Annotated in this window: 22 protein-coding genes; 12 read left to right on the plus strand and 10 right to left on the minus strand. The window is 60.0% G+C overall.

All coding sequences use genetic code 11. From position 1 onward, the window contains the following. Window positions 1–155 (plus strand): EF-Tu C-terminal domain-related protein (locus ACR0C6_RS10890; RefSeq protein WP_480619523.1); only part of this gene is annotated, 155 nt, incomplete at its 5' end. Between the two features lie 177 nt (window positions 156–332). Beyond that, a complete protein-coding gene (locus ACR0C6_RS10895; protein WP_480619263.1) occupies window positions 333–1,280 on the plus strand; it encodes an aldo/keto reductase in 948 nt (315 codons plus the stop codon). 332 nt (window positions 1,281–1,612) lie between these two features. Here ACR0C6_RS10895 and rpe read toward each other — a convergent pair whose 3' ends face one another. After that, entirely contained in the window at window positions 1,613–2,302 is a 690-nt protein-coding gene (gene rpe / locus ACR0C6_RS10900; RefSeq protein ID WP_480619265.1) for a ribulose-phosphate 3-epimerase, read from the minus strand. Between the two features lie 169 nt (window positions 2,303–2,471). Continuing rightward, entirely contained in the window at window positions 2,472–3,182 is a 711-nt protein-coding gene (phnF, locus tag ACR0C6_RS10905; RefSeq protein WP_480447143.1) for a phosphonate metabolism transcriptional regulator PhnF, read from the minus strand. Window positions 3,183–3,285: 103 nt separating this feature from the next. Here phnF and phnG point away from each other — a divergent pair, with 103 nt between their 5' ends. The 8 genes from phnG to phnN are packed head-to-tail and all read left to right on the plus strand — an operon-like array spanning window position 3,286 to window position 8,879. Then, window positions 3,286–3,744 carry a phosphonate C-P lyase system protein PhnG gene (gene phnG, locus ACR0C6_RS10910; RefSeq protein WP_480619267.1) on the plus strand — a complete coding sequence of 153 codons (459 nt, stop codon included), beginning with the start codon at window positions 3,286–3,288 and terminating at the stop codon, window positions 3,742–3,744. Then, on the plus strand, window positions 3,744–4,319 hold the full coding sequence (gene phnH, locus ACR0C6_RS10915) for a phosphonate C-P lyase system protein PhnH (RefSeq protein ID WP_171229505.1): 576 nt from the start codon (window positions 3,744–3,746) through the stop codon (window positions 4,317–4,319). Before phnG ends, phnH begins: the two co-directional genes overlap by 1 nt. A 3-nt stretch (window positions 4,320–4,322) precedes the next feature. Further along, window positions 4,323–5,411, plus strand: a complete 1,089-nt coding sequence (locus ACR0C6_RS10920) for a carbon-phosphorus lyase complex subunit (RefSeq protein WP_480619269.1) — start codon at window positions 4,323–4,325, stop codon at window positions 5,409–5,411. Continuing rightward, window positions 5,408–6,004, plus strand: coding sequence for an HAD family hydrolase (locus ACR0C6_RS10925; RefSeq protein WP_480619271.1), 597 nt, complete (start codon window positions 5,408–5,410; stop codon window positions 6,002–6,004). Before ACR0C6_RS10920 ends, ACR0C6_RS10925 begins: the two co-directional genes overlap by 4 nt. Then, the gene (locus ACR0C6_RS10930; RefSeq protein WP_480619273.1) at window positions 6,001–6,861 is read left to right on the plus strand and encodes an alpha-D-ribose 1-methylphosphonate 5-phosphate C-P-lyase PhnJ; all 861 of its coding nucleotides are present in this window, start codon (window positions 6,001–6,003) and stop codon (window positions 6,859–6,861) included. Before ACR0C6_RS10925 ends, ACR0C6_RS10930 begins: the two co-directional genes overlap by 4 nt. Beyond that, on the plus strand, window positions 6,858–7,628 hold the full coding sequence (gene phnK, locus ACR0C6_RS10935) for a phosphonate C-P lyase system protein PhnK (protein WP_480619274.1): 771 nt from the start codon (window positions 6,858–6,860) through the stop codon (window positions 7,626–7,628). The genes ACR0C6_RS10930 and phnK overlap by 4 nt, the downstream gene beginning before the upstream one ends. A gap of 22 nt (window positions 7,629–7,650) precedes the next feature. Further along, on the plus strand, window positions 7,651–8,334 hold the full coding sequence (gene phnL, locus ACR0C6_RS10940; protein WP_480619276.1) for a phosphonate C-P lyase system protein PhnL: 684 nt from the start codon (window positions 7,651–7,653) through the stop codon (window positions 8,332–8,334). Beyond that, entirely contained in the window at window positions 8,331–8,879 is a 549-nt protein-coding gene (gene phnN / locus ACR0C6_RS10945; RefSeq protein ID WP_480447135.1) for a phosphonate metabolism protein/1,5-bisphosphokinase (PRPP-forming) PhnN, read from the plus strand. Before phnL ends, phnN begins: the two co-directional genes overlap by 4 nt. Here phnN and ACR0C6_RS10950 read toward each other — a convergent pair. Beyond that, window positions 8,861–9,544, minus strand: a complete 684-nt coding sequence (locus ACR0C6_RS10950) for a DUF1045 domain-containing protein (protein ID WP_480447134.1) — start codon at window positions 9,542–9,544, stop codon at window positions 8,861–8,863. The two genes, phnN and ACR0C6_RS10950, sit on opposite strands and share 19 nt — an antisense overlap. Before the next feature lie 52 nt (window positions 9,545–9,596). On the opposite strand from ACR0C6_RS10950, the gene ACR0C6_RS10955 reads away from it, so the two are divergent. Then, window positions 9,597–10,739 carry an alpha-D-ribose 1-methylphosphonate 5-triphosphate diphosphatase gene (locus tag ACR0C6_RS10955; protein ID WP_480619525.1) on the plus strand — a complete coding sequence of 381 codons (1,143 nt, stop codon included), beginning with the start codon at window positions 9,597–9,599 and terminating at the stop codon, window positions 10,737–10,739. Here ACR0C6_RS10955 and ACR0C6_RS10960 read toward each other — a convergent pair whose 3' ends face one another. Genes ACR0C6_RS10960 through ACR0C6_RS10990 form a run of 7 tightly spaced genes read right to left on the minus strand, consistent with a single transcriptional unit; the run spans window position 10,740 to window position 17,233 of the window. After that, window positions 10,740–11,216, minus strand: coding sequence for a class I SAM-dependent methyltransferase (locus ACR0C6_RS10960; protein WP_152457128.1), 477 nt, complete (start codon window positions 11,214–11,216; stop codon window positions 10,740–10,742). It lies immediately after the preceding gene. A gap of 10 nt (window positions 11,217–11,226) precedes the next feature. After that, a complete protein-coding gene (locus ACR0C6_RS10965; protein ID WP_480619278.1) occupies window positions 11,227–11,982 on the minus strand; it encodes a polysaccharide deacetylase family protein in 756 nt (251 codons plus the stop codon). Beyond that, entirely contained in the window at window positions 11,979–13,121 is a 1,143-nt protein-coding gene (locus ACR0C6_RS10970; protein ID WP_480619280.1) for a glycosyltransferase family protein, read from the minus strand. The genes ACR0C6_RS10965 and ACR0C6_RS10970 overlap by 4 nt, the downstream gene beginning before the upstream one ends. Next, window positions 13,118–13,702 (minus strand): histidine phosphatase family protein, encoded by a 585-nt coding sequence (locus ACR0C6_RS10975; protein WP_480447131.1) that lies wholly within the window; start codon window positions 13,700–13,702, stop codon window positions 13,118–13,120. Before ACR0C6_RS10975 ends, ACR0C6_RS10970 begins: the two co-directional genes overlap by 4 nt. After that, window positions 13,699–14,775, minus strand: a complete 1,077-nt coding sequence (locus tag ACR0C6_RS10980; RefSeq protein WP_480447130.1) for a glycosyltransferase family 4 protein — start codon at window positions 14,773–14,775, stop codon at window positions 13,699–13,701. Before ACR0C6_RS10980 ends, ACR0C6_RS10975 begins: the two co-directional genes overlap by 4 nt. Continuing rightward, a complete protein-coding gene (locus ACR0C6_RS10985) occupies window positions 14,775–16,022 on the minus strand; it encodes a glycosyltransferase family 4 protein (RefSeq protein WP_480447128.1) in 1,248 nt (415 codons plus the stop codon). The genes ACR0C6_RS10980 and ACR0C6_RS10985 overlap by 1 nt, the downstream gene beginning before the upstream one ends. Then, entirely contained in the window at window positions 16,019–17,233 is a 1,215-nt protein-coding gene (locus ACR0C6_RS10990; protein WP_480619282.1) for a glycosyltransferase family protein, read from the minus strand. The genes ACR0C6_RS10985 and ACR0C6_RS10990 overlap by 4 nt, the downstream gene beginning before the upstream one ends. A gap of 386 nt (window positions 17,234–17,619) precedes the next feature. Between ACR0C6_RS10990 and ACR0C6_RS10995 the strand changes: the two genes are divergently transcribed. Continuing rightward, on the plus strand, window positions 17,620–19,995 hold the full coding sequence (locus tag ACR0C6_RS10995) for a mechanosensitive ion channel domain-containing protein (protein ID WP_480619284.1): 2,376 nt from the start codon (window positions 17,620–17,622) through the stop codon (window positions 19,993–19,995). Window positions 19,996–20,008 lie beyond the last annotated feature (13 nt).

A 20,008-nucleotide genomic window follows, 5' to 3' on the forward strand; every position in this document is an offset into this window, starting at 1 on the left:
TGGCCGAAGGCACCGAGATGGTCATGCCCGGCGACAACGTGTCGTTCGGCGTTGAGCTGATCGCGCCGATCGCGATGGAAAACGGCCTGCGCTTCGCCATCCGCGAAGGCGGCCGCACCGTCGGCGCCGGCGTTGTGTCGAAGATTATTGAATAATTCGCGCAAGCGAATGATCAGACGGAAAGGGCGTCCCGCGGGGCGCCCTTTTTGTTAGGATTCCAATGCCATGCTTGTCTCGATTTCGAGATAGCAAGCCAATACGCCAAGCTTGCGTTGAACGGCGACCCTCGACACAATTGCAGGCAGAAATGTCCTGTAGGGGAGGATGGTGGGATGACCAAGCATGTTGAAATCGGCCGGACTGGAGTCAGGCTGCCGCAAATAGGGTTCGGTTCAACAGGCCTGGGAAGCATACCTCAGATATATGGGTACGAGGTGGACGAAGGCCGTGCGCTGGACACAATAAGGGCAATTCTCCAGCGCCCGGATGGCTTCATTGACACAGCGCGTGGGTACGCGATGGGTCGAAGCGAAGAGCGTATTGGGCAAGTCATTCGTGAGCTGGGGGGGTGGCCTGAAGGCCGGGTTCTTTCCACGAAACTGGACCGGGACATGGAGAGCAACAGGTTTGATGCGACACAAGCGCGAAGGTCACTTGAAGCAAGTCTTCAGGCCCTCGAGGTGGAACAGGTGGATATTCTTCATCTACATGACCCCGAATACGCTGCAGATATTTCGGAGGTGACCGGCACCGGCGGTGCACTTGATGAGCTGTTCCGGATCAAGGAAGAAGGTCTGGCGAAGGCAGTGGGGCTTGCAGGCGGCCGGATTGACGTCCTGATGCCGATGCTGCGTGATCGCGAGTTTGACGTCCTTCTGACACACAACAGGCATACGGTGGTCAACGTAAACTCCGCTCCAATGATCGAGCTTGCGCGGTCCAAAGGTGTGGCGGTTCTGAATGCGGCGCCCTATTCTGGAGGAATTTTGGCCAAGGGAAGCTCTGCTCATCATTATTACGTCTATCAGCAGGCGACCGAAGCCGTTCTGGGCCCGGTTCGTGCAGTTGAGAGTATCTGTTCTCGTTACGATGTACCGTTGGGGGCGCTTGCGTTGCAGTTCTCAGTCAAGAACGCAGACATTGCTTCAACAATCTGCGGGGCGACATGGCCGCAACATGTGGACCAAACATTCGAATGGGCCAACTGGGCTATTCCGGATGCGGTTTGGAGCGAGTTGGAGGAACTGGGTCAATCCCAAAACGATCCTGAAACTGGGTAGGGTCTATCGGTTTTTACGTTGCGCGGTGGCTCATCACCCATTTTACAAACCGTATTGGGGTCCTGGTCGCATTTCGCCCTCTGCCAAGTCCTGCGAACCTCACCAATACACGCGGGTTCTCAACAAGAACGTCAAGGTGGGATGTTTCCCGCCATTTGGGTTTGATGAAGGGTGGTGATGCGCGTCTGTCATCCTCTCAACCGCAATGTCAAGGAAACGGGCAGAGCGCCTTATTTGGGCGTGTTCCGCGCGGGCTTAAGTCCTTGTTTGACAAGGGCTGCGATCCATACCGGCGGCTGACAGTCTTGCTAACAGCCGCCGGTGATTGCAAATCAGGACAGCGCTGATTCAGCAGCTGCCCGGACGGCACGGATGTTGTCTCCGTAAATCTGTGGGGTTGAAACCGATCCGCCCTTGAACACCGCGGAACCGGCCACCAGCACATCCGCACCTGCCGCTGCCACAAGCGGAGCGGTTTCGGGGTCGACGCCACCGTCAATCTCGATATGCACCGGACGATCACCGATCATCTGACGCAGTTTTTTGACCTTGCCGGTCATGTCGATGAATTTCTGGCCCCCAAAGCCGGGGTTCACGGTCATCACGCAAACCAGATCCATGAGGTCCAGCAGATGCTCGACCGCTTCGGCTGGGGTGCCGGGGTTCAGCGCAACGCCGGCTTTCATTCCGGCGCCGCGAATGGCCTGCAAGGTGCGATGGGTGTGGGGGCCGGCTTCGACATGTGCGGTCAGAATGTCCGCTCCGGCATCGGCATAGGCCTGGATGTAGGGATCGACCGGCGTGATCATCAGGTGAACGTCCATCACCGTTTTCACATGCGGGCGAAAGGCTTTCACGGCTGGAGGGCCAAAGGTCAGGTTTGGAACGAAATGGCCATCCATCACGTCAACATGAACCCAGTCGGCGCCCTGCGCTTCGATGGCCTGAATTTCCTGCCCGAAATTGGCGAAATCGGCGGACAGGATAGACGGCGCGATCTTGATGGTGCGGTCAAAGCTCATGGTGGCCTCGTATCAGCTGAAGAGTCGCGGATGCGTATACCCCTGCGCCGGTGGGATGGATAGCCCCCGCAAACGCCGTGCCGCCACAAAACTTTCACCGCGCGGCATCTGACCCAATGGGTTGAGACTTGGGACCGGCGGTCGGAAGCGGCTGAGAACCCTAGTTCGCTTATGCCTCGTTCAGGGTCAGCGTTACACGCTCACCCGCGAAAACCGTGCGGCCGTACTCGACTGGCCGTCCATCCGGGTCGGCATTGACGCCGACCGAGAAGAGAACAGGAGCGCCTTCTGACAATTGAAGTTGCAGCGCCTGCGTTGCGGTCGCCCCGCGCGCGGTCAGGCGAGTCGACACGCGGACGTAATCCGTGACGCCGCAGGCTTGCAGCGCCTTGGTGACGGATTGGGTTTCGGCCAATGTCTGCAAGATATCCGGAAATCGTACCGCGGGGAAAACGCTTTGAAACAGGGCTATGGGCTGCCCGTCTGCCAGGGACAATCCGTCATAGACATGCACTGGATCACCCTCGTTCAGACCCAGAGCTTCGGCTTCGGCTTCATCGGCGATGCGCGTGGTCAAAGCCAGGATTCTCTTGCCCGGTATCTTGCCGCTGGCCGAGATGTTCTTGTGATAGCGCACCCTTTTGCCGATCGGATAATCCGTTGGCCGTGCCGCAACAAAAACGCCCGCACCGCGCCGGGCGTGAACCAGACCCTGATCAGACATGTCAGCCAAAGCGCGCCGTACCGTGTGGCGGTTGACGCCATAGGTGGCGGCCAGCTGGGCTTCGGTGGGCAGGCGATCTCCGGTTTGATAGCGCCCCTCGGCGATGTCCGAGGTCAGGCGCAGGGCAATACTTTTCCAGATCGGCGTTTTGCTCATTTCACCAAACCTTCAAACGGTCGCAGATTGCGTTTTGGCAACCTGTCGGTTAATATTTGTCTAGTTGTATAGTTCATGTAGACAACCTGTCCAAGAGGCTTTGATGGCAAACCAGACGGAAATCGGGATCAAGGCCCGGAAGGAATGGATGGGTCTGCTGGCGCGCGCGCCGGACGCCGCCCTGATGACGCTGTGGGACGGCATTCAGGACTGCCCGAGTTTCGAATGGCTGCGCAGGCCCGAGGTGGGTGGTGTCATGGTGCGTGGCCGCATCGGAGGAACCGGCGCTTTGTTCAACCTGGGCGAAATGACCGTTACGCGCTGCTCGGTCGTGTTGCAGGATGGTGCGGTCGGTCACGGATATGTTCAGGGCAGGTCGAAATCCAAGGCAGAAGCGGCGGCATTGATTGATGCGATGATGCAGACGGCCGCTGCGGATGATTTGCAGGAACGGCTGCTTGATCCGCTGAGGCTGCAAATGCAGTCGATCAAGACAGCGCGCGCCGCAAAGGCAGCGGCCACCAAGGTCGAGTTTTTCACGCTGGCTCGGGGGGAAGACTGATGCCGGATCAAATGCGGTTCTCGGGGGGCTTTCAAGACGCACCTGTCGACGCGGCATATGCATTCCGCGCGGCCATGACCGTCATGGCGCGTCCGGGTGAAATCCGCGCCCTGACTGGCTGTGAACCACCTGCGCCCCTGTCCGTTGCGGCCGGCACGCTGCTTCTGACGCTTTGCGACGCCGAGACAAACGTTCATCTGGCGGGTGAAGCCGACACCGATTTGGTGCGCGAATGGCTGACCTTTCACACGGGTGCACCGATAGTGGCGGCGGAAGATGCTGATTTTGTCCTTGGTACGTGGGATGCACTGGCGCCGCTCAACACCTATCGTATCGGGACGCCGGAATACCCGGACCGGTCCGCCACGCTTGTTGTGGAATGCAGGCGCCTGGAGCAGAACGGCGCGGTTCTGAGCGGCCCCGGCATCCGGGACACGGCGCGGCTTTCTCTGCCGGATGTTCCGGCTCTTCAGAACAATGCGCGGCTTTACCCTTTGGGGTGTGATTTTTTCTTCACCTGCGGTGAGGCGGTCGCGGCCCTGCCGCGTAGCACGCAAATCAGGTCGAAAGGGTAAGCCATGTATGTCGCTGTCAAAGGGGGCGAAAAAGCCATCGAAAACGCCCATGCGTGGCTTGCCGAAGAACGCCGTGGTGCGACAGATGTCGCGGAACTGAGCCTCGCGCAGATCCGCGAACAGTTGAGCCTTGCGGTGAACCGGGTCATGGCCGAGGGGTCGTTATACGATCCCGACCTTGCTGCGCTGGCGATCAAACAGGCGCGCGGTGACCTGATCGAGGCGATTTTCCTCGTCCGCGCTTACCGCACGACCCTGCCTCGTTTCGGCCATTCCAACCCCGTCAAAACCGGCGATATGGCCTGTGATCGCCGGATCTCGGCCACGTTCAAAGATGCCCCCGGTGGTCAGGTTCTGGGGCCAACCTTCGACTACACCCACCGATTGCTGGATTTCAAGCTGGCGGCCGAGGGCGAAATTCCAAAGGCGCCTGAAGGCCCTGCGCAAGTGGAACCGACGCCACATATTACCGCATTCCTGAAGGACGAGGGTATCATTCAGGATGAACCGGCCCGCGATGACGTTCCGGGCGATCTGACCCGTGAACCGATGGGGTTCCCGTCCACCCGCCCGGTGCGCCTTCAGTCGCTGACCCGTGGGGATGAGGGTTTTGTGCTGGGCATGGCTTATTCGACCCAGCGCGGTTACGCCCGCAACCACGCCTTTGTCGGAGAATTGCGTATCGGCAAGGTCGTGGTTGAGCTGGACATCCCCGAGCTGGGCTTTGCCATCGACATCGGCGAGGTCGAGCTGACCGAATGTGAAACGGTGAACCAGTTCACCGGTTCGAAAACGGAGCCGCCGCAGTTCACGCGGGGCTATGGGCTGGTCTTTGGCCAGTCTGAACGAAAATCCATCGCGATGGCGCTGGTCGATCGGGCCTTGCGGTGGGAAGAGTTGGGTGAAGACAACGTGGGCGCGCCTGCGCAGGATGAAGAATTTGTCCTGAGCCATGCGGACAACATTCAGGCCACCGGTTTTCTCGAACATATCAAGCTGCCGCATTACGTCGATTTCCAGTCCGAGCTGGAACTGGTCCGCAAACTGCGCCGAAAGGCCCAAGAGCGCATGTCAGAGGAGGCCGTGGAATGAAAGCCGTCGTTTTTGATATCGGAAACGTTTTGGTCAAGTGGGATCCGCATCTGGCATGGCTGGAGGAGATGGGCAGCCGCGAGGCGGTGGCAGAGTTCCTGGCGCGCATCAATTTCCCCGAACGCAACCTGCGGGCCGATGGAGGAGAGATGTTCGCCGATCTGGCCGCTGAACTGGAAAATGCGGAAGATCGGCAGCGCCTCAGTGTTTACGTTGAACGTTATGCCAGAACCGTTCCGCAAAAGATCGAGGGAAGCTGGCGCCTGCTTTACCGCCTGAAAGAGCAGGGCACTCCGGTTCACGCGATCACCAATTGGTCAGCGGAAACCTGGCCTGTCGGCGTGGGGGCACATCCCGAATTGGGCGAAGTGTTTGGTGTCACCGTCGTGTCGGGGCAGGAGAAGCTTTTGAAGCCTCAGCCAGAGATTTTCCATCTGCTGTGCAAGCGGGCCGGGCTTTCACCCGAGAACTGCATTTTCATCGATGACGGGCTGCACAATGTCGAAGGCGCGCGTGCGGAGGGCATGGATGGGATCCACTTCACCGCGCCGCAAGCGTTGGAACATGCCCTCATCGAAAGAGGCTGCCTATGAGCGCGTACAATTTCGCCTATCTGGACGAACAAACCAAGCGGATGATCCGCCGGGCGATCCTCAAAGGCCTGGCCATACCGGGGTATCAGGTGCCGTTTGCCAGCCGCGAGATGCCGATGCCCTATGGCTGGGGTACCGGCGGCGTACAGGTTTCAGCCGCGACGTTGACGCCCGAGGATACGTTCAAGGTGATCGATCAGGGCGCAGACGACACGACCAACGCCGTATCCATCCGCAAGTTCTTTGAAAACACCGCAGGGGTCGCCACCACGGAAAAGACGGAACAGGCCACGATCATTCAGACCCGCCACCGCATCCCCGAGGCGAAACTGCGCGAAGACCAGATCATCGTCTATCAGGTGCCGATTCCCGAACCTCTGCGCTTTCTGGAACCGCGCGAGACCGAGACACGCAAGATGCACAGTCTTGAGGAATACGGGCTGATGCATGTGAAACTGTACGAGGATATCAGCCAGCACGGGGCGATTTCGACCGCTTATGCCTATCCGGTGAACGTGGCTGGACGCTATGTCATGGACCCGTCCCCAATTCCGAAATTCGACAATCCAAAGCTTGAGATGGACGCGATCCAGCTGTTTGGTGCCGGGCGCGAGCAGCGGATTTACGCGGTGCCTCCGCATACCAAAGTCGTTAGCCTCGATTTCGAGGACTACCCGTTCGAGGCCACCAAGGCCGATCATCCCTGCGACCTGTGCGGGGCCGAAGACAGCTATCTGGACGAGGTCATCACGGATGACGCGGGCAGCCGGATGTTTGTCTGTTCCGACACGGATTACTGCCGGTCACGCCGCGAGGCGGGCCATGTAGGCCGATTGGCCGAAGGGAACGCGCAATGATCCCTCTGATGCAAGCCAAAGGAATTGAAAAAAGCTATGGCCGCCGGATCGGATGCGCGGATGTGAATTTTGATCTCTTCCCCGGAGAAGTGATGGGAATCGTTGGTGAAAGTGGGTCGGGCAAGTCGACCTTGCTCAACTGTATGGCCGGCCTTCTGAAGCCGGATGCCGGGCAGGTGATCTTTGATACCCGTGCAGACGGCCCGGTCGATACGGTCACAATGTCCGAGCCAGAGCGCCGGATGCTAAGCCGCACCGACTGGGCCTTTGTCCACCAACACGCGCGCGACGGGTTGCGGATGTCTGTCAGCGCCGGAGGCAACATTGGCGAGCGGCTGATGGCCGTCGGCGGACGCCACTATGGCAGCATTCGGGGCAAGGCCATTGACTGGCTGGGCCGGGTAGAGATTGACGAGAGCCGCGTCGATGACCGCCCCAGCGCGTTTTCGGGCGGGATGCAGCAGCGTTTGCAGATCGCGCGCAATCTGGTGACAGGTCCTCGGCTGGTGTTCATGGACGAACCGACCGGTGGTCTGGATGTGTCGGTACAGGCGCGTTTACTGGATTTGTTGCGCGGACTTGTGCGTGAGATGAGGTTGAGTGCGATCATCGTCACCCATGATCTTGCCGTGGTGCGTCTGCTGGCGGATCGGTTGATGGTGATGAAAAGCGGTCGTGTGGTCGAGGCCGGGCTGACGGATCAGGTACTGGACGACCCGCAACATGCCTATACGCAGTTGCTGGTGTCCAGCGTTTTGCAGGTTTGAGGCTTTGGGGAAGGATGAAGCGATGATTGAACTTGTTGACGTCAGCAAGAGCTTCACCCTGCACAATCAGGGCGGCGCCACGATCCCGGTGGTGAAAGGCGCGTCTCTGAAAGTGGAGCCGGGTGAGTGCGTCGCCCTGACCGGGCCGTCGGGTGCAGGCAAATCCACGCTGATGCGTGTGATCTACGGCAACTATCTGGCGGCCACTGGTCAGGTGCTGGTCGCAGGGTTGGACGTGGCCAGGGCTGAACCGCGGCAGATCTTGTTGCTGCGTCGTGACACCTTGGGCTATGTCAGCCAGTTCCTGCGGGTCGTGCCTCGGGTGTCGGCGTTGGACGTTGTGGCAGAGCCGCTGCTGGCCGTGGGCTGTGACAGGCAAGCGGCAATGGACAGGGCAGCCGGGTTGCTGAAACGGCTGAATATTCCCGAACGTCTGTGGACCCTCAGCCCGACGACCTTCTCGGGCGGCGAAAAGCAGAGAGTGAACATTGCGCGGGGCTTTGCGCATGAATATCCGGCAATGCTGTTGGATGAACCGACCGCAAGCCTGGATGCGCAGAACCGGGAAACCGTTTTGTCCCTGATCGAAGAGGCCAAGAACAATGGCGTGACGATTGTCGGGATTTTTCACGATCTCGACGCGCGCGAACGGGTCTGTGACCGCGAGGTCGATGTCTCGGACTTCACGCCGGGGATGGCTGCATGACGCTTGCTCCGGTCATAGCGGTCGTGGGTCCTTCGGGGGTCGGAAAGGACAGCGTAATGAACGCGCTGGTGGCCCGGACGCCGGGTGTTCAGAGGCTGCGGCGGGTGATTACCCGTCCCGAAGGCGAAGACGGCGAAGATTTCGACCGCGTCTCGGCCGAAACACTTCAGCGGATGGAACGGGATGGCGCGTTTGCGCTGAGTTGGCATGCGCATGGGCTGTATTACGGTGTGCCGAAGACGATCACGCGGCAGCGGCAGGTGGCCGAGGCCGTTTTGGTCAACCTGTCACGAACGGTGTTGCTTGAGGCGCAGGAGGTGTTTGGTGATCTGATCGTGATTTCCCTGACGGCAAAGCCCGAGGTTCTGTCCGAACGCTTGTCCTTAAGAGGGCGGGAAAGCAAGGCGGAACAGACGCGGCGTCTGGACCGGGCCCAAACGTCTTTGCCCAACGGTTTGAACCAGGTCCTGGAAATCGACAACTCCGGTGCGATGGAAGATACGGTTGCCGAAATCCTGTCGCACCTTCAACCGGAAAGCCCGTAGCGATGGATAAGGTGGAAGCGCCCGTCCTCAGCCTCGCCCGTAAGGGCCAGATCCGTGATCTGGAAGGGCTGCGGCAGCAATGGGGCCAGATGGGTTTGCAGCGCGTTCCGAGTTGCTCTCAGGGTTGGTTTGTCCAGCTTGCCGCTCAGCGTGATGTGAAAGCGGAACGCGTCCAGTACGTAAGGATAGCCCCACTGAACCAGGTTGGCGTCTTGCTTCGGGGTCAACCCGGCGGCGCGGCGGCGGGCCAGTTCGGCCTCGGAGGTAGGCGCACGAAAACAGTCCAATTCCCGAACACAGGCCGCGGCAAGCGCATTCAGCGCCTGGATCTCACCCAGCGGACGCAGGGCCAGAAAACGCCCAAACCGGGCGATCTCGAGGCCATCCAGCGACACAGGTGGTTGGCGGGAGGCGAGCGAGCTGCACGCCTCTTGCAGGGCTTCGAATGTTTTGCCGTCGCGCAGTCTGAACGGTGGCTTCAGCGTCGCGTGCAGCCCGTACTTGCGCGGCACCTCCGTGACGGCGGCAACGTCGATGCCTTCGACAATCGGATGGGCAACCGGCTTTCCCGCCTCGATATCCCAACCCAGCCAGCTGGTTGCAAATTTCGCCCATTCCTTTCCCGCGGGCGGCGCAAAATAGATCGCGTATCGCGTGAATGTCATATCGGCCTCCTTTTGCGTAGCCTTCCTCGGTCTCAACATGCGTGAAGTTCAGATGACAGAAGACTTGATCCTTGCCAATGCCACGCTTGTATTGCCGAATGAAACCGTAACCGGCACTGTCCGGATTGTGGGTGAGGCCATCGCTGAAATCGACACCGGAAACAGGGTTCCCGCGGGCGCGATAGATTGCGAAGGCGACTATGTCAGCCCAGGGCTTGTCGAGTTGCACACCGACAACCTTGAACGTCACATTCAACCGCGCCCACAGGTGAACTGGCCCCATGCCGCTGCAATTCTTGCGCATGATGCGGAATTGGCCGGCGCCGGGATCACGACAGTGTTCGATGCCATGCGGGTTGGATCGATCCCGTCGGGCGCGCGGCGGTATGGGAAATACGCCCGCGGCCTGTCGCAGGAGTTATGGGATCTGCGCGAACAGGATGCGCTCAAGATCAGCCACTTTCTGCACTTGCGGGCCGAGGTGTGTTCGGAAACTCTGGTTGAAGAGCTGAGCGAATTTGGGCCGGAAGACAGGGTTGGCATTGTGTCCATAATGGATCACACACCCGGTCAGCGTCAGTTTCGCGATATGGGCAAGCTGGAGACCTTTCTGAAGGGCAAATATGCCATGGATGATGACACGTTCTTTCAGCACGTGGCGCAATTGAAAGGGCTTCGAGATCGCAATGGCGCACTGCACGAGGTCGAAGCTGTCAAAACTGCCCGCCGTTTCGGAGCAGTATTGGCCAGCCATGACGACACGACTGAAGATCAGGTTAAAGTGTCCGCAGGTCACGGCATCCGTCTGGCCGAGTTCCCCACAACCGTCGAAGCGGCACGCGCCTGCCACAAGAACGACATTCGGGTCATGATGGGCGCGCCGAACATAATCCGTGGGGGATCGCATTCTGGCAATGTTGCTGCCCACGAGCTGGCCCAGCTTGGGTATCTGGACATCCTGTCTTCGGATTATGTGCCGTCGGCCTTGTTGCTTTCGGCGGTTAGGCTGGGCGAGATCTGGGGCGACCTGGCGCGGGGGATGAAGACGGTAACGCTGGCCCCGGCTCGGGCGGCAGGGTTGGAGGAGCGGGGCGAGTTGCGCGCCGACGCCCGCGCCGATGTCATCCGCTTCCGGATGCGCGCGGGTGTACCCGTCCCGAGTTCGGTCTGGGTGCGCGGTCGACGCGTGGCGTGATCAGGCCGTGTAGAACAGGTAACGGTCCGGGGCGATTGTCTTGGGCCCCTGGATCTGGGCAAAGCCGACCAGGGGCTGACCTGAAATCAACAACCCTCCGGGCTGCATGACTTTCGCGATCAGCGGGCTGAGACGCTCTGCTTCGGCGACGTCCTCGTGCTTGATGCCGCGTCCGAAATCGTAATGCGCCAGCGCGATCCTATGCCCGTCGGCCGCCAGTCTGAGCAGCATCGGTTCAGCCTCACCTTGCAGGAAATCCTCGGCCGGGGGGGTGCTGTCCGGATGGCATTGCAGGACCCGGTCCATCACCCAGATCCGGCGCTCTGGCAGGATTTCACGCAAGTGGTCATAGGTGCGGCCATTGCCCAGGCCCATATCCAGCACATCCCCCGGCTGGCCGCTGATCCGCTCGGCCGCCCAGTTCAATCCGTCGCGTTGGGCCGTCAGTCGGCGCAGCATGGAATCCAATCGGCTCATGGTGATGTCCTCATTCGTTCTCTGGCGCGACCCAGGCTGTGGCGGGCCCGCTCAGCAATTTGCGCAGCAGGGCCTCGGTAAAGGCCCAGATGTCCTGATCATGGACCAGATGATGGGTCAATATGCCGAAGGGCTCGGTGTTGTCTGAACGGCCTTCGCGTCGGTCTCGCAGAAGACCAGCAGTCTGCGTGATCAGGGCGTCGGCTGAGATCAAGCCACGCGACCCGCGCCAGTCGATCGGATCGAGGTGGGTGTTGATCTGCTCAAGCCCCAGTGCGGCCAGACGTGAATTGCGGGGCGTTGCGGTGGACAGGATGCGGTATCCCAGCTTTGGCAGCTGTTTGGCCATCTCGGGTGCAATGCGATTCCAGGGAGGCACGAACATCTGTCGCATATTGTCACCAAACAGGGACCGAAGGCGCGCCATCCCTGCCTGCGCATCCGTCACCATCACGCCCAGCGGACGGTCGAGCCGAAACTCGGCCTTCTTCTCGCCGCGGGGCGCATGGTTTGTATGCGCCCACCCGTGCACGACCGGAACAAGAGACGCGCGCGCGGCGACGTATTCCGCCAGCGCGGGCGTCGCGTCGCGCGGAATGACGGCCAGATGCACGGGCAGGCCCAGTTTGTCGGCCAGCTCGGAAAGGCGGTCCAATTGCGGTGTTGGCGCAATGGCATCATCATCGCGCCACCACACAGGCAAGGGCAAGCTTTCGGCACGCCAATGGTTCAACTCGACGTCAAGTGGGCGCCAGTCGGGGTTCATGTGCGCTGCTCCAGCAGGCGCTTGGCGATGTGGACGGATTGGATGGCCCCGTCAAAACCGAAATCCTGTTGTACACGGGGGCCGTCGGCCACGACACGCTCCACCGCCCGAGCCAATGTCGCCCCGCTCAACGCTCTGCTTTCCAGAACTTCGATTGCGGGCAGATCGGACAGGCTCTGCCCGCGCAGCCCTTGTTCCACCTCTTTGCCGTCGTCGAAAGGCACAAACACGGCCGGGGTGCCACTTTGAAGGATATCCATGGCAGTGTTGTAGCCACACATGCTTACCGATGCCGCTGTCAGGGGCAGCATCTGGCGGAAATCCGGCCGCACAGGTTCCAAAACAACCGAAGCACCTTCGGCCATCCGGGACAATTCCGCGATCCGCGCCTTTGCATCCGTTCCACCGACCAGCAGGCGCCAGCGCCTGTTGGGCATCTTTCGGGCGGCCTCGATGGCCGCGCGAAAGATCGGTTGCCCGACGGATCCGCCGCCAGCGCTGACCAGGATTTCATCCTGACCCGCCGCGTCGGGGTGAGGTTGGGGCAATGCAGGCGCCACAAAGCCGGTGTAGTGAAGTCGCTTGGCCAATCGGTCCGACACCGGCCAGCTGACCGACAGGGGCGTGACGCTTTCGGTGGAATGAACCAGAATGCCGTCATAATGCCGAGACACGATTTCATCCGCGCGCTCGGCCTTGGCGGGTTTGGAGGGCGGAGCCAGAATGTCGCGGACCGATCCGAGAATGACGGGACGCTCAGGCAACGCGCTTGCCGCATTCAGGGCTGCATCGAACTCGGCCGACAGTGATCGGCGACCAAAGGGGTAAAGCTCGGTGATCAGGATCTGCGGCTGGAAGCTGTTCACCGCCTGCACCAGGGCGGCCTCGCGCGTGGCGTGATAGGCCGCGTCAGCCTCGTCGCCGCTGTCGGTCAGCAAACGGGTGAAGTTGGTTCCGTCTGACCTGAGCGGCGGCAAGCCGAACAGGGTCATGCCCGTGCTGTCCAATTGCGGCGCTGGCATGCCACCCGTCACGACCATGACGTCGTGGCCATCATCCCGAAAGGCCCGCCCCAATGTCAGCGCCCGGCTGAGATGCCCGGTGCCCAACAGGTGCGTGACGATGATCATCACCTTCATTGCGGGGGCTCGTGTTTGATCAGGCGAACGGGGTCGGCGTCGGCGGTCATGGTATTCATGTCGACGATATACAGCCGATTGCGTTTGATCTTAAAGGGGGCAGGTCCTTCGAAATTCCAACCCCATGCCCAAGCCAGAATGACCCGCATGATACCGATATGACAGACCGCGACCGTATCTTGCCGCAGCGCGGACAGCCAGGGGCGAAGCCTGTCCCGAACCTCGGCCGGGCTTTCTCCGTTTGGTGGGCGGAAATCCCAGCCCCAATGCTCGATATGACGATATCCGCTGGATGTGTCCGCGATCAGGTCGACCCCGCGTTGACCTTCCCAATCGCCCCAGTTCATCTCGGTCAACGCGTCCGAGGTGTTCGGGTCGCGACCTGTCACAATCCGCGCCGTCTCACTGGCGCGGTGCAGGGGGCTGGACCAGATGTCAGCCTCGGCCCAGTCCTGCGGCAATCCAAAGCCCGCCAATTCGGCTCGGGCGTCATCGTCCAGCGGTATGTCGCTGCGCCCCTGGATCCGTCCCGCGCGGTTCCAATGGGTGTGCCCGTGGCGGAGCAGTGCAAGCCGGGTCATGATACGTCCTTCAGCAGGGGGCGGAGGGTTGCCCACAAGCGCTCGGTCGCCTGTGGCATCAGGTGGCGCTCTGCCACGTAGTTGCGTGCCGCAGCGCCCAGAGTGTGGCGCAGCATGGAATCCGACAAAAGGGCCTGCATGCCATCCGCAAATCCCCTGGCACCGCTTTCGACGGATGGATAGGCCGCCGGGGACAGAACATCGCGTACGCCGGGCCGGTCCTGAGCGACCACAGGCAACCCCGCGGCCTGCGCCTCGAGGTAAATCATGCCGTAAGCCTCATTCACTCCGGGCCATGCAAGCAGAGATGATTGTTGATAGACGCGTTGCAGTTCTTCCCGGTCAAGCTGACCCAGAAAACGCACCCGCTGTCCGAACGGCGCCATCAGCGCCTCAACCTGCCTGCGCGCCGGGCCGTCTCCTGCGATGTTCAGGTGCCAGTCCCCGGTCAAATGCGCCAGGGCCTCGGACAATATCTGATAGGATGCCAGCTTGTCCCCATGCCGCATCATGCCGACGGTCAGCATGGGTGCGCCACCTGTGGCGGCCGGAGGCAGTTCCGAGATGGGCAGGAACGGAGGCAGTTCGACCAAAGCCTGATCGCCAAAGCGATCCCGCTGCAAAGTGATCAGGTCGTTGGCCGTATGATAAAAGATCACATCCGCCGCATCGCAGGCCTGATGCGCCGCCTTGGCGAACTCAGCCCACGGCCCGTTTAACCGACTGGATGCGCGGGTGCTTTCCAGTTGCACATAGGGAATGCCACGTGCCTTGCAAACCCGAGGGCCCAGCAGGTCAGGTGCCTTGTAATAATTGTGGTAGGTCACCCACAGATCGGTATCTGATGGCATGTCAGAGACAAGTCGCTTCGCTTCATCTTCTGCCGCGCGCCTCAAGGCTTGTTGCAGGTCTTCGTCGCCGCTTTTGTCATAGATGCGCAAGTCGGTCGCCAGAGCGACCGTATCACCCTCGGCGGTCAGCGCCTGCATCAGATTCCGGGCCATTTCACGGTCGCCCGAAGGTTTCGGGCTGTCAGGAGATTTCATCGGGGCATAAAACGCGACCCGCGCCATTACGCGTTTTCCATGCACATGGAGTTGAGGTGTTCCGACAGCCGTGCGATGCCGGGGGCCATCCGGAACTCGGCGATCAGGCGATCATAGGCCGCATGCGCCATCTTTGACGCTTGCTGCGGATTGGCTGACAAACGTTCCACGGCTTCCGCAAGTGCAGAGGGGGCGTCATCGGACAGAACCCCATGTGTTCCGGTTTCGATAAACTCGGGGATCGCCGAGACCGGTGTCGACAGGATTGGCAACAACTGAGACGCGGCCTCCATCAACACATTCGGCAACCCGTCGCGGTCTCCGTCCTTCGCGATGCGGCTGGGCAGAACGAACAGGTCGGCATCCCGCATTGCTGCGATGACCTCGGGCTGGTCGCAAGCCCCTTTCCAGGTGATCCGGTTCGCAATGCCGGCTGCGTTCGCCTGTGCCCGCAAAACGTCACCCAATGCGCCGCCGCCGATATGTGTCCAGTGCCAGTTCAGGTCATCGGGCAGCAATGCAAAAGCCGCGATCAGACGATCGAAGCCTTTTTTCTCGACCAGCCGCCCGACGGAAATCATGTGAAAACGATCATTCACAGCACGCAGCTTTCGCGTCGGAGGCTTGGGAAAGCGAGACAGGTCCAAACCGTGATAGATCAGGTCCACGCGCTTGGGGTCATCGGCCAGGCTGCGCAGATGCTCGGCTCCGATGGCTGTGCAGGTGGCGCCAAACGTGGCCCCGTAGGATGCGGCTTGCAGCTTTTCACGTTTTTCCCAATCCGGCGACGTCCAGATATCCTTGGCATGAGCCGAAAAACTCCACGGCAATCCGCGCATGATGGCGGCGTAACGGGCAACGGATGACGGCGTGTGCATGAAATGAGCGTACAACCCTTGCGTCCGGGCTGGCAATTCCGCGGCCAGAACGCAGGCTTGCCCAAACCGTCGGATGCGATTGGGTGTCGGGTCGCGCTTCAAGTCCTGACGCCAGATCCGATAGGCCCTGTCGTAACCGGGAAGCGTTTGGGCAAGGGCCCGTGCCGCCCAGACCCGTTTGGGTTCGTCGTGAAGATACTCGGGCAGGTATCGAACCTGTCCTGTGAACCGGTCGTGCAAGGGATGGCGTTTCGTATCGGTCGGGTGCCGCAAAGACCAGATGTCAAAGCGATGCCCGGCCTCCTGCAAGGCGACAAGTTCCTGCGCAATGAACGTTTCGGACAGTCGTGGCCAGCCTTTGACCACAACCGCCAATCGAGGAGAATCTGAGGTCATCCGGTGGCTCGTTCCTGTTCCCAGGTCAGCAGGCTTTCGATGCGGTCGGTGACATAGTCTAGCCCGTCCAGCAATCCGCTTTGTATCGCCTGCGACGGCAGGGACTGGTGCGGCAATTCCCGAATGGCGCGGATCATCGCGTCCGGCGTCAGGCCATCCCGGTTTTCATCCAGCATTCGGACAAGTCCCAGCCCTTCTGCGCGCGAGGCCCGTATCCACTGTTCCAGACGAGGCGTGGTGCGCGGGACGATGACAGCGCGTTTGTCAAAGGAAAGAACCTCGCAGAACGTGTTGTAGCCGCCCATGCAGACGACGCCTTCGGCCCCTGCAAACAGCGTTTCGATCTGGGATTCGAACCCAACGGCGGTGACGCGACCGTTCAATGCGGCAACGCGGGTTTCGAAATCTTCGCGCAACTCACCGGACAGGAAGGGGCCATAGACCAAAACCGCCCGCGGCGACAGGTTTGGATATTTTTCATAGGCAGACAGGACGAGGTTGACCATCGCCTTGCCGTCGCCGCCGCCGCCGGGCGTGATCAGGATATAGGGTTGTTGCGGAGGCTCACCGACCGGACCAAGATCGCGGCGCAGATATCCCGTCCAGTGGATGCGGGACTGTGCCGCGGCGCTCAGCGGCAACCCCTTTGTCGGGTCGTAAATCGACTGCAAACCGTAAACCCAGATTTCGTGATAAAACCGTTCGGTGGCTTCAACCGCTTCCTTGCGCGCCCACTCGGCGGCCAGGACTTCGGGTTCATCCAGAACATCGCGCAACCCAAGCACCATTTTGGTTCCGCAGTTCTGTTGCAGGTGGTTCAGTGTCGGCAGCAGCTCACCCCGGAACCCCGTCGGTTCCTTGTCGACGATCAGCACATCAGGGTCGAACTGCTGAACAGCGGTTTGAATCAGACCCGACCGCAACTCGGTCACTTCTTCGATGCCCATCCCGATCGTGCGTGCAGCATAAGACCCGTCTGCGCGTTTGGTGACACCGGGCAGGCGCACGTGGTCAACGCGACGGGGAAAGGTAAACCGTCCGGCCACGGGTGATCCCGTCAGGATCAGCGCGGACGCACTTTGGTCCGCCTGCGTGATCGCGGCCGCCAAGGCCCGAGACCGGCGAAGATGGCCCAGCCCGAACGTGTCGTGACTGTAAAACAGGATACGCGGTGCGCGGCCCGGTTTGGAATTGGTTTTGCCTAGGCTCATAGTGTTGCCTGTCTTCTTGATCCCGGTTCGAAATCCGCGCGTTTGCAAGCGTTACTGTATATATCCCCGTCACGCTTGCCAAAGGAGGAATTGCTCTTCCGCAAATGTTCCAAGCATTGCGATTTGGCAACAGCATATTGACGGTTTCGCGTCATGTCGCAGCAAGGCTTGAGAGGGATCGCAAAAGAACCGGTGAACTGGCAAAGGGGCAGGGCCTACAGATCCCGTTCATATTCAATTTTCGCCAGATTGAAAACATCCGGAATCAGGCAGTGCGCCAAGAACACGCCCGGACACGATATTGAGCAGGGTGCGCCCGAGCGTTTGAACTGTCTGAAACCCTTCTGTAATCTGACTGCTATCGGAAAAACTGGATGCAAAACCCCATGAAACATACCTTTCTGGCCGCTACACTTCTGGCTTTGTGGGCTTTTGTACTGGCGTTTCCGGTCAGCGTTTCAGCGCAAACATCCTTGATTCCGGGATACAACGCGGACAGTTCGTCTGCGTCTACGCAGGAAAGCGACTTGGCTGCCGCAATTCGCGCCGCCAGCGAAGCCGGGGCCAGTGTGATCGTCATCGACAGCGCCGGGCAGGTTGTGACAACGGCAGGCGGCACGGATGCGGGCACGAATGATGCGGCGGGCGATTCGAACAATCCCATGGGTGAGGGATCGCAGCTGATGAAGGCGCAGGAGCGGTTCTCGAAATTCCGTGAGTCCATGCAATCACGGCTTGAGGCGCTGCCGTATTCGGTGTTCGAAGTGAAGTATATCCTGCGCCAGACCAGTCCGGACGGTCGCATTCAGACCTATGTGGAAGTTCTGGGCTGGAACATTCTGTTCCTGTTGTTGGGCCGCTGGCTGTCTATCGAGATATACGGGAAACGCATCGCGCGCCGCTGGGTCGTGGCGCGGATCAAGGATGAACCGCAGGGTTACCGAGAAAAGATGCCCTTCCTTCTGTTCCGGTTCCTGATGGGGATCGGAGCGACGATATTTGCCATGCTCATGGCCCTGATCGTCGGATACCTGTTTTTTGGCGAAGCGGACGATATCTCGATCCAGTTCACGGTCACGGCGATCTTCACGGCGTTCTTCCTGTCGCGCACGGTGTCCGATCTTTGGCGGATGGTATTGTCACCTTACCTGAGCCAATACCGGCTGCCACCGTTCTCGGACCGGGACGCCAAGCGGCTGTATCTGTGGGCTTCGGCACTCGCGACCTATGACATCACGGTTGTCCTGTTTTCGACCTGGGTTGCGGATTTCGGGCTGAACTACAACGTCTACGCCATGGTCTATGGCTGCCTTACAATGGTGGGCGCTTTCGGCAATATTCTGATGATCCTGTTCAATGCCCGGGCCATTTCAAATGCCATCCGGGGCGGAAGAGCGCCGGATCAGGTCTCGTGGTTGTTGCGGTTCGTATCCTTCGGCTGGGCACCTGCACTGATCGTCTATGTCGTGTTCAGCTGGTTCCGTCTGGCGGTTGATCTTGCACTGGAGAACCCTACGCCGCTGCCGCTGATCGCAAGCAGCTATATGATCTTCATGTCCGTCGTCGTTGCCTATGGTGCGATGAACTACGTGCTGGAGCGGTATTTTGACCGTTCGCGCAAGATCAACGAGATAAACGAAGAAACCGCCGCTGCCGAAGCGGATGCCGAGCCCGTGGAAACGCCCGAGGCAGAACAGCGCAAACAGTATCTTCTGACCTATGAAGATCTGGCGCGCCGGGTGGCCGGAATTCTGGCCTTTGTGATTGGTGTCTATGCCCTTGTGGTGATTTGGTACCCCGATGCGGACTGGAGCGAGGACCTGCCGGTTGCACGCGTGCTGGATGTAATGGTCATCATTTTCATCGGCTACATCCTGTTTCATTTCTTTCGCATCTGGATCGACAGCAAGATAGCGGAAGAAGTCGATGATGGCACCGAGGCCGAACTGGGCGATGAGGGCGGGGAAGGCGGGCAAAGCCGGCTGGCGACGCTGCTGCCATTGTTCCGCGGCGCAATTCTGGCCGTTGTGGTCGTGACCATCATGCTGATCGTTCTCATGGAACTTGGTATCAATGTCAGCCCGCTTTTTGCCGGTGCCGGTGTGGTTGGTCTGGCTGTCGGTTTCGGATCCCAAACACTGGTACGAGACATCTTTTCCGGGGCGTTTTTCCTGATGGATGATGCCTTTCGGAAGGGTGAGTATATCGATATCGGAGACGTCAAGGGAACGGTCGAGAAGATCTCGGTCCGGTCCTTCCAGCTGCGTCACCATCTTGGCGCGCTGAACACGATTCCTTTTGGCGAAATCAAGGTTCTGACGAACTATTCCCGTGACTGGGTGATCATGAAACTGCCGCTGCGCGTGACCTATGACACTGACGTGGAAAAGGTGCGAAAGCTGATCAAGAAGCTGGGGCAGGAGTTGCTGAGCGATCCTGTGATCGGCGAAAACTTCATACAGCCGCTGAAGTCCCAAGGCGTGATCGAGATGCAGGATTCAGCGATGATCATCCGGGTCAAGTTCATGACCAAACCGGGCGATCAGTGGTTGGTGCGCAAGAAGGTCTATCAGGAAATTCGCGAATTGTTCGCGCGGGAAGGCATCAAATTCGCGCATCGCGAAGTCACCGTGAGGTTGGCGGACGGCAAAGAGGCCGATGACTTGACGCCGAAACAGCGTGAGGCGGTAACAGGCGCGGTGCAGGCGGCGATCGATGAGGATTACCTGGACGATATCGGCCCTGGGGGCGATGATCGATAGGGGCGCGGCTGCG

The organism is Ruegeria sp. AL12 (assembly GCF_056540885.1).

What these genes read in the sequence shown, in the direction of transcription:
- ACR0C6_RS10895 (WP_480619263.1), top strand. Translation starts at nt 333, where the DNA reads ATGACCAAGCATGTTGAAATCGGCCGGACTGGAGTCAGGCTGCCGCAA.
- rpe (WP_480619265.1), bottom strand. Translation starts at nt 2,302, where the DNA reads ATGAGCTTTGACCGCACCATCAAGATCGCGCCGTCTATCCTGTCCGCC.
- phnF (WP_480447143.1), bottom strand. Translation starts at nt 3,182, where the DNA reads ATGAGCAAAACGCCGATCTGGAAAAGTATTGCCCTGCGCCTGACCTCG.
- phnG (WP_480619267.1), top strand. Translation starts at nt 3,286, where the DNA reads ATGGCAAACCAGACGGAAATCGGGATCAAGGCCCGGAAGGAATGGATG.
- phnH (WP_171229505.1), top strand. Translation starts at nt 3,744, where the DNA reads ATGCCGGATCAAATGCGGTTCTCGGGGGGCTTTCAAGACGCACCTGTC.
- ACR0C6_RS10920 (WP_480619269.1), top strand. Translation starts at nt 4,323, where the DNA reads ATGTATGTCGCTGTCAAAGGGGGCGAAAAAGCCATCGAAAACGCCCAT.
- ACR0C6_RS10925 (WP_480619271.1), top strand. Translation starts at nt 5,408, where the DNA reads ATGAAAGCCGTCGTTTTTGATATCGGAAACGTTTTGGTCAAGTGGGAT.
- ACR0C6_RS10930 (WP_480619273.1), top strand. Translation starts at nt 6,001, where the DNA reads ATGAGCGCGTACAATTTCGCCTATCTGGACGAACAAACCAAGCGGATG.
- phnK (WP_480619274.1), top strand. Translation starts at nt 6,858, where the DNA reads ATGATCCCTCTGATGCAAGCCAAAGGAATTGAAAAAAGCTATGGCCGC.
- phnL (WP_480619276.1), top strand. Translation starts at nt 7,651, where the DNA reads ATGATTGAACTTGTTGACGTCAGCAAGAGCTTCACCCTGCACAATCAG.
- phnN (WP_480447135.1), top strand. Translation starts at nt 8,331, where the DNA reads ATGACGCTTGCTCCGGTCATAGCGGTCGTGGGTCCTTCGGGGGTCGGA.
- ACR0C6_RS10950 (WP_480447134.1), bottom strand. Translation starts at nt 9,544, where the DNA reads ATGACATTCACGCGATACGCGATCTATTTTGCGCCGCCCGCGGGAAAG.
- ACR0C6_RS10955 (WP_480619525.1), top strand. Translation starts at nt 9,597, where the DNA reads ATGACAGAAGACTTGATCCTTGCCAATGCCACGCTTGTATTGCCGAAT.
- ACR0C6_RS10960 (WP_152457128.1), bottom strand. Translation starts at nt 11,216, where the DNA reads ATGAGCCGATTGGATTCCATGCTGCGCCGACTGACGGCCCAACGCGAC.
- ACR0C6_RS10965 (WP_480619278.1), bottom strand. Translation starts at nt 11,982, where the DNA reads ATGAACCCCGACTGGCGCCCACTTGACGTCGAGTTGAACCATTGGCGT.
- ACR0C6_RS10970 (WP_480619280.1), bottom strand. Translation starts at nt 13,121, where the DNA reads ATGAAGGTGATGATCATCGTCACGCACCTGTTGGGCACCGGGCATCTC.
- ACR0C6_RS10975 (WP_480447131.1), bottom strand. Translation starts at nt 13,702, where the DNA reads ATGACCCGGCTTGCACTGCTCCGCCACGGGCACACCCATTGGAACCGC.
- ACR0C6_RS10980 (WP_480447130.1), bottom strand. Translation starts at nt 14,775, where the DNA reads ATGGCGCGGGTCGCGTTTTATGCCCCGATGAAATCTCCTGACAGCCCG.
- ACR0C6_RS10985 (WP_480447128.1), bottom strand. Translation starts at nt 16,022, where the DNA reads ATGACCTCAGATTCTCCTCGATTGGCGGTTGTGGTCAAAGGCTGGCCA.
- ACR0C6_RS10990 (WP_480619282.1), bottom strand. Translation starts at nt 17,233, where the DNA reads ATGAGCCTAGGCAAAACCAATTCCAAACCGGGCCGCGCACCGCGTATC.
- ACR0C6_RS10995 (WP_480619284.1), top strand. Translation starts at nt 17,620, where the DNA reads ATGAAACATACCTTTCTGGCCGCTACACTTCTGGCTTTGTGGGCTTTT.